General features: G+C 68.2%; 6 protein-coding genes. 3 read left to right on the forward strand and 3 right to left on the reverse strand.

All coding sequences use genetic code 11. From position 1 onward, the window contains the following. A partial coding sequence (locus tag VGC77_RS20270; protein ID WP_331173370.1) for an ABC transporter ATP-binding protein occupies positions 1-1,301 on the reverse strand: 1,301 nt, incomplete at its 3' end. 287 nt (positions 1,302-1,588) lie between these two features. Here VGC77_RS20270 and VGC77_RS20275 point away from each other — a divergent pair. Both VGC77_RS20275 and VGC77_RS20280 read left to right on the forward strand, forming a co-directional pair. After that, complete coding sequence (locus VGC77_RS20275; protein WP_331173365.1) at positions 1,589-2,881, forward strand: adenylosuccinate synthase; 1,293 nt, start codon at positions 1,589-1,591, stop codon at positions 2,879-2,881. A 37-nt stretch (positions 2,882-2,918) separates the two neighbouring features. After that, a complete protein-coding gene (locus VGC77_RS20280; RefSeq protein WP_331173366.1) occupies positions 2,919-4,541 on the forward strand; it encodes a hypothetical protein in 1,623 nt (540 codons plus the stop codon). Positions 4,542-4,730: 189 nt separating this feature from the next. Here the strand turns inward: VGC77_RS20280 and VGC77_RS20285 are convergent, their stop codons facing one another. Beyond that, entirely contained in the window at positions 4,731-4,949 is a 219-nt protein-coding gene (locus VGC77_RS20285) for a hypothetical protein (protein WP_331173367.1), read from the reverse strand. 419 nt (positions 4,950-5,368) lie between these two features. Further along, positions 5,369-5,701: a hypothetical protein gene (locus VGC77_RS20290; RefSeq protein ID WP_331173368.1), complete on the reverse strand. Its 333-nt coding sequence runs from the start codon at positions 5,699-5,701 to the stop codon at positions 5,369-5,371. A 644-nt stretch (positions 5,702-6,345) separates the two neighbouring features. Here VGC77_RS20290 and VGC77_RS20295 point away from each other — a divergent pair. Then, positions 6,346-6,663 carry a hypothetical protein gene (locus VGC77_RS20295; protein WP_331173369.1) on the forward strand — a complete coding sequence of 106 codons (318 nt, stop codon included), beginning with the start codon at positions 6,346-6,348 and terminating at the stop codon, positions 6,661-6,663. Positions 6,664-6,849 lie beyond the last annotated feature (186 nt).

A 6,849-nucleotide genomic window follows, 5' to 3' on the forward strand; every position in this document is an offset into this window, starting at 1 on the left:
GCGTCGAGCCGGCCATAGGCGATGTTCTCGCGGACCGTGCCGGCGAAGAGGAACACGTCCTGCTGCACGATGCCGATCTGGCGTCGCAGCGAGGCCAGAGTCAGGTCGCGGATGTCGATGCCGTCGACCGTGATGCGGCCCCGGTCGACATCGTAGAAGCGCGGCAGCAGGGCGCAGAGCGTCGTCTTGCCGGCGCCCGACGGCCCGACGAAGGCGATCGTCTCGCCGGCGCGGATCGCGAGGTCGATGCCGTCGAGCACCGGGCGGCCGGGCGCATAGCCGAAGCCGACGCCCTCGAAGCGGATGTCGCCACGCAGCGCCGGGGCAGGGCGCGCCTCCGGCCGGTCGACGATGTCGGGTGCGGTGTCGAGCAGGGCGAGGTAGCGGCGGAAGCCCGCGATCCCCTTGGGATAGGTCTCGATCACGGCGTTGATCTTGTCGACGGGGCGGAAGAACACGCCGACGAGCAGCAGGAAGCCGACGAAGCCGCCCTCGCTCAAGCGCCCGTGCAGCACGAACCAGGCGCCCGCCACCATGACGACGAGCTGGGTCACGCGCATCGACAGGTAGGACAGCGAGGTCGAGGCCGCCATGACGCGGTAGGCTTCGAGCTTGGTGTCGCGATAGCCGGCATTGGCGCGAGCGAAGAGCGCGCGCTCGTGGTCCTCGTTGGCAAAGGCCTGGACGACCCGCATGCCGCCGACATTCTCCTCGATGCGGGCGTTGAAATTGCCGACCCGGCCGAAGAGGTCGCGCCAGTTCTGCGTCATGCGACCGCCGTAGCGGCTGGTGATCCAGGCGGTGAGTGGCACCACGACGGCCGTGATGAGGGCGAGTTCGGGGTCGATCACCGCCATCAGCACGAAGGCGCCGAGGAAGGTCATCACGGCGATGAGCAGATCCTCCGGGCCGTGATGGGCGACTTCGCCGATCTCCTCGAGATCCTTGGTGATCCGCGCCACCAGATGGCCGGTCTTCTGCTCGTCGTAGAAGCGAAAGGACAGCGTCTGCAGGTGGTCGAAGGCGCGGCGGCGCATCTCGGTCTCGATGTTGATGCCGAGCCGGTGGCCCCAATAGGTGACGATGGCGAGGAGGCCGGTGTTGGCTCCGTAGACGACGAGCAGCGCCGCCGTGGCGAGGGCAATCAGGCCGAGATCCTGGCCGGGCAGCAGTCGGTCGACGAAGGCCCGCACCGCCAGCGGGAAGCCGAGCTCGAGCAGGCCCGACACGATGGCGCAACCGAAATCGAGAAGAAAGAGCGCGCGGTGCGGGCGGTAGTAGGCGAAAAAGCGGCGGAGCAGCGTGGCGTTGGTCATGCCGGGGCTTATAGGGCGTTCCGCGCGGACTCGCACGAGTTCAAGCGCGACTGCGATGCCGGTCGGTCCCCGGGGTCGACGGGACCGCGTTTCCGTTGCGATCCGGGCCTTTTCACGCGGCCACGGGGCTTTGCATGCCGGGCGCCGCTTCCCGCTCCGCCCGCACTCTTTACTCGCCGGTCCCGACCCGATAGCTTTCGGCGAAGTCTCGGCCCCGGTCACCTTCGCTGGTGTCACGGGGCCGTTTGCTGTTGGGAAGACGAGCGGAAAACATGGCCAACGTCGTGGTGGTCGGCGCCCAGTGGGGCGACGAGGGCAAGGGCAAGATAGTCGATTGGCTGTCGACCGAGGCCGACGTCGTGGTGCGCTTCCAGGGCGGCCACAATGCCGGCCATACGCTCGTCATCGACGGCAAGGTCTACAAGCTCGCCCTGCTGCCCTCCGGCATCGTGCGGCCCGGAAAGCTGTCGGTGATCGGCAACGGCGTCGTGCTCGACCCGTGGCACCTCGCCAAGGAGATCGAGGCGCTGCGCGGCCAGGGCGTCGCAATCGACACGGACAACCTCAAGGTGGCCGAGAACGTCACGCTGATCCTGCCGCTGCACCGCGAGCTCGACGCCTTGCGCGAAAACGCCTCCAAAGCCACCGCGATCGGCACCACCCAGCGCGGCATCGGTCCGGCCTATGAAGACAAGGTCGGCCGCCGCGCCATCCGGCTGATGGACCTCGCCGATCCGGCGACGCTGCCGCCGAAGATCGACCGGCTGCTGGCGCATCACAACGCGCTGCGGCGCGGCTTCAATCTGCCGGAGTTCGACGCCGCCGCCATCCAGACAGAGTTGCTGGCGCTGGCGCCGCAGCTGTTGCCCTATACCGAGACGGTGTGGCGGCTATTGGACATCAAGCGCCGCGAGGGCAAGCGGATCCTGTTCGAGGGCGCGCAGGGCTGCCTGCTCGACGTCGACCACGGCACCTATCCCTACGTCACCTCGTCCAACACCGTGGCGGCGCAGGCCGCCACCGGCACCGGGATGGGGCCGAGCGCGGTCGGCTATGTGCTGGGGATCTGCAAGGCCTACACCACCCGGGTCGGCCAGGGCCCGTTCCCGACCGAACTCACCAACGAGATCGGCGAGGAGATCGGTCGCCGCGGCCGGGAATTCGGCGTCAACACCGGGCGCAAGCGGCGCTGCGGCTGGTTCGACGCGGTGCTGGTGCGCCAGACCGTGCGCACCTGCGGCATTCACGGCCTGGCGCTGACCAAGCTCGACATTCTCGACGGCTTCGATTCGATCGAGGTCTGCGTCGGCTACAAGCTCGACGGCAAGGAGATCGACCATCTGCCGGCCGGCGAGGGCGCGCAGGCCCGGGTCGAGCCGATCTACGAGACCATCGAGGGCTGGAAGGAACCGACCGCCAATGCCCGCTCCTGGGCCGATCTGCCGGCGCAGGCGATCAAATATGTCCGGCGGGTCGAGGAACTGGTGGGTTGCCCCATCGCGTTGCTTTCCACCAGCCCGGAACGCGAAGATACTATTCTGGTGCAGAACCCGTTCGAAGCTTAATACGATGCGACCATAAGGCGTAGATACTTGAGTCAAAATGGCTGATTACTACCCGCTCATCGCCCGCGCCATCGCCGGCCTGGACCCCAGTGCCCCCGGCGAGAGCCGGCGTGCGCTCTATGAACGGGCCCGCTCGGCGCTGATCGCGCAGTTGCGCGGGGTGCAGCCACCGCTCAGCGAGTCGGAGATCACCCGCGAACGGCTGGCGCTCGAAGAGGCGGTGCGCAAGGTCGAATCCGAAGCCGCGCAGCGCGCCCGCGATGCCTCGCGCTCCGCCGATCAGAAGGCTCGCGGCCGCGCCGAGCCGCAGCGCCCCGGCGACGGCCTGCGCGCCGGCAGCCGTCCCGCGCCGAAGCCGGGCGAGGCGGCCGACGCCAGGCCGGGCGATGCCAAGCCTTTTGATGCCAAGCCTTTCGAGGCCAAGCCCGGCGACGCCGGGCCGCCGCAGGATGCGCCGCCGCCGCGCCCTCCGGTCCGCGAGGAAACGCCGCTGCCGCGCAATCTGCGCGTCGAATTGCCGCGTCCGGGGCAGCCCTCGCCGCTGGCGGCCTATGATACGCCGCCCGGCCGCGAAAAGCCGCCGCAGCCGCAATCGCCGCAGCCGCCGCGCCGCCAGGAGCCGCCGCCCAGCGCCACCGCCGGGATGCGCGGTTTCCGCGACGTCACCGCCGATGTCGACGATCTCGGTCGCGCCGCCGCGGAGGCCAACCGCCAGGCGCGCAAGACCTACGCCAACGTCACCTCGCCCTCGCCGGAGTTCGACCGGCTCGAGCCGAGCATGGAGAACCGCGGCGATCCGGAGCAGCCTTATTCCTACGACGAATCCCCCGACGAGGCGGCGCGCTACCAGAGTTCGGTGCGGCCCCGCGCCGAGCCGAAGCAGCGGCCGCCGCGGCTTGGCGGCGGCGCATTTCCGATCAAGAGCGCGTTCGCCATCGGCGTGGTGCTGCTGCTGGTCGGCGCAGCTTTCCTGTGGGGACCTTCGACCTGGTCGTCGCTGCGCGCGATGCTGAGTTCGCAGCCGGCGGTGGTCGAAGCGCCGAAGGACGCGGCACCCACGAGCCGGCCGAAGATCGCCGACCGCGTCGGGCAGCCGTCGTCGATGGACCAGGTGGCGCCGGTGGCGCAGCGCGTGGTGCTGTATGACGAGGACCCGGCCGATCCGAAGGGCAAGCAATATGTCGGCACGGTGGTGTGGCGCACCGAGCAGATCAAGGGCAGCGCCGGCAAGCCCGGCGACATCGCGGTGCGCGCCGACGTCGAGATCGCCGAGCGCAAGTTCAAGATGTCGATGTCGTTCCGCCGCAACACCGACGCCTCGCTGCCGGCCAGCCACACCGCGGAATTGACCTTCGTGCTGCCGGCGGATTTTGCCGGCGGCGGCGTCTCCAACGTGCCGGGCATCCTGATGAAGTCCAACGAGCAGGCACGCGGCACGCCCTTGGCCGGGCTCGCGGTCAAGGTCACCGACGGCTTCTTCCTGGTGGGCTTGAGCAATGTCGACGCCGACCGCGCCCGCAACCTGCAGCTCCTGAAGGAGCGCTCCTGGTTCGACATCCCGCTGGTCTATTCGAACCAGCGCCGCGCCATCATCGCGATCGAGAAGGGCTCGCCCGGCGAGCGGGCATTCTCCGACGCCTTCACCTCCTGGGGCGAGTAGCGCGGCTCTCTTCGCCCGGCCGGGCAAAATAACGTCGATGGAACCGTCATCCTGAGGTGCGAAGCCGCATTTGCGGCGAGCCTCGAAGGATGACGTGTTCGACGCCCGCGTCCTTCGAGGCCCTCGCTTTGCTCGGGCGCCTCAGGACGACGGGCTTATTGGTAGCGGCAGTTGATCAGCATGGAAAACCTACGGCGCGCCGCCTTCGCCGGCGGCGACCGCTTGCGACACCAGGTCGCCGGCGTCGGTGACGCCTTCGGCGGCGCTGCGCACGATGGTCTCGGCCATCTTGGCCTTGGTCGCCGGGGTGCGGTGCTCGACCGCGATCTGTTCGACCGCGATGTCCAGCACCTCGCGCAACGTAGCGACATAATCGGCGTCGAATTTCGGCGAAGCGGAAGTGGTCATGCGCGATCTCCTTGAAGTGGTGGCGCGGAGCATCGCCGCGCAATGGGGCCGCAGTGAGTCGCGGCGATGAATTGGCGGTGACAAAATCTGACATTGAAGTGATGCTGGAATGGTTCTCGATCGCGTGGCCGCGTAGCGCTTCGCGGCGCGGCTGCGGCGCTTCGCCGCGCCACCCCGGCGAGGCCGCCGGGCGTTGCCGCGCCACAGCAGCGGCGCAGCTCGTCGCAACCCGGATCGCACGACGTCGATCCGGGTTACGCTTGGGGCGGCTGAAAGGCCGCGGCGTCATGCTCTGCCAAGCCTGCCAAGCCTGCCAAGTCTACCAAGGCTACTAAGTCTACCAAGGCTACTAAGTCTACCAAGGCTACCAAGGCTACTAAGTCTACCAAGGCTACTAAGTCTACCAAGTCTGCCGAGGCTCAGAGTTCGACGACCACCTGGTTCTCGCAATCGCCCAACACGGTGATGGTGACGACGACTTTGATCGGCGACGGCCAATCCGCATGAACGTAGAATTCGACGCCGCCGGCTTCACCGCCGGGATCGCCGTGCGGACCGATATTCGTCACATAGACATTGGCTTCGCCGAGATGCGGCCGTCCGGGCAGCGGCAACGAGGGATCCGGCGGCCCGGGGCCCCATTCCGCGGCGGTGATCAGCACCGCCGATTTTCGCGAGATCGGCGGCCAATTGAAGTTGGCGCGCAGCCTGCCTTGGACTCGTGTGTAGACCACCCGTGTCGACTGACTCATCGATCGCTCCTGTGATGGCTGTTACTTGCGGGTTACGACGTGGGCCGGCTAGGTCGCTGCACCTGATCCGCCAGAATTAGTCGCGCAGCCATTGCGGGAGGTTCAGGGTGCGTGTCGTTCGTTAGGAAAAAAGTCCTTGACAGCCAGGTCCGGCTTGCTATCATCGCGCCATCCCACCTCATCGAGGGGCGTTTCCTAGGACGCTTCGAGGCGCGGGGCGGGATGCGGCGCCTGCGGGCGCGGGGAGGACGTCTTCCTGCGCACTCGGGACGCTTCGGGTCGCCGTCCGGCTCCACTAGGAGAGTCTGCCACTTGCTGGTTGGCTGGACGCGGTGCAGGTGAACGGCGGGAAACCGCCCGGGATCGGCGGTGCGGAGTGCATCGCGCCTGCACCCGGAAGCACGGCCCCGGAGCGAAAAATCGCTGCGGCGGAGCGTCGAAAGGCGTTGCCGCGCCGCTGCTCGCCGACGTTTCGGCGTTCGCGTCGCGGCCCACTCACAAGGCGCGCCTTCCGGCGCTCCGCCTCCCTCGCTGGGAGAGAGTGCAAGAAAAGCCAGCCTCACTTTGCCAAGCGGCGCTTTCGCCGAACGCGGCGCCATGCCCGCAACAATCCCCGATCATCAGCGCGACGCACAGGAGCGACCATGACGAGACGCCCGCCGAAACGCTTCGAGACCGCCGCGATGCGCGCCGAGCGGCTGGCCGAACAGGCCGAGGCCGCCATGCCCGATCCACTCGCCGAGCGGTGCCTGCGCGCGGTACGCCGCGGCATGGCGGCGCACTCCCGCGGCGCGCGGCGCTGCCGGATGAAAGCGTGCAAGCGGGCGCGGGCCTGCGTCAGCGACAGCTTCGCCTGTCTGGCGATGCTGCGCCGGCCGGTGCTGCCCTGGGTCGACGAACAGATCGCGGTCGACGGCATGGTGCAGTTCTATCAGGACCGCGGCGAACGGGACGGGGAGTGAGGTGGCGCAATCTTTGCAGCGTGGATGTGCGCACTGCATCTGCCACGGGTCGTCCCTGCGCACGCACTAAGGCATGCACACATCTCTGAGGCTCCATCCTGCGGCGATGGCGGAGAAGCGTTCGAGGCCGTGCTTGAAGGTGATGGGGCCGGGAGGTTTGGACGATGGATAGCCGTCCCAGCCGCC

The sequence above is a fragment of the Rhodopseudomonas sp. genome, assembly GCF_036404135.1.
In the GTDB taxonomy this organism is placed as follows: Bacteria; Pseudomonadota; Alphaproteobacteria; order Rhizobiales; family Xanthobacteraceae; genus Rhodopseudomonas_A.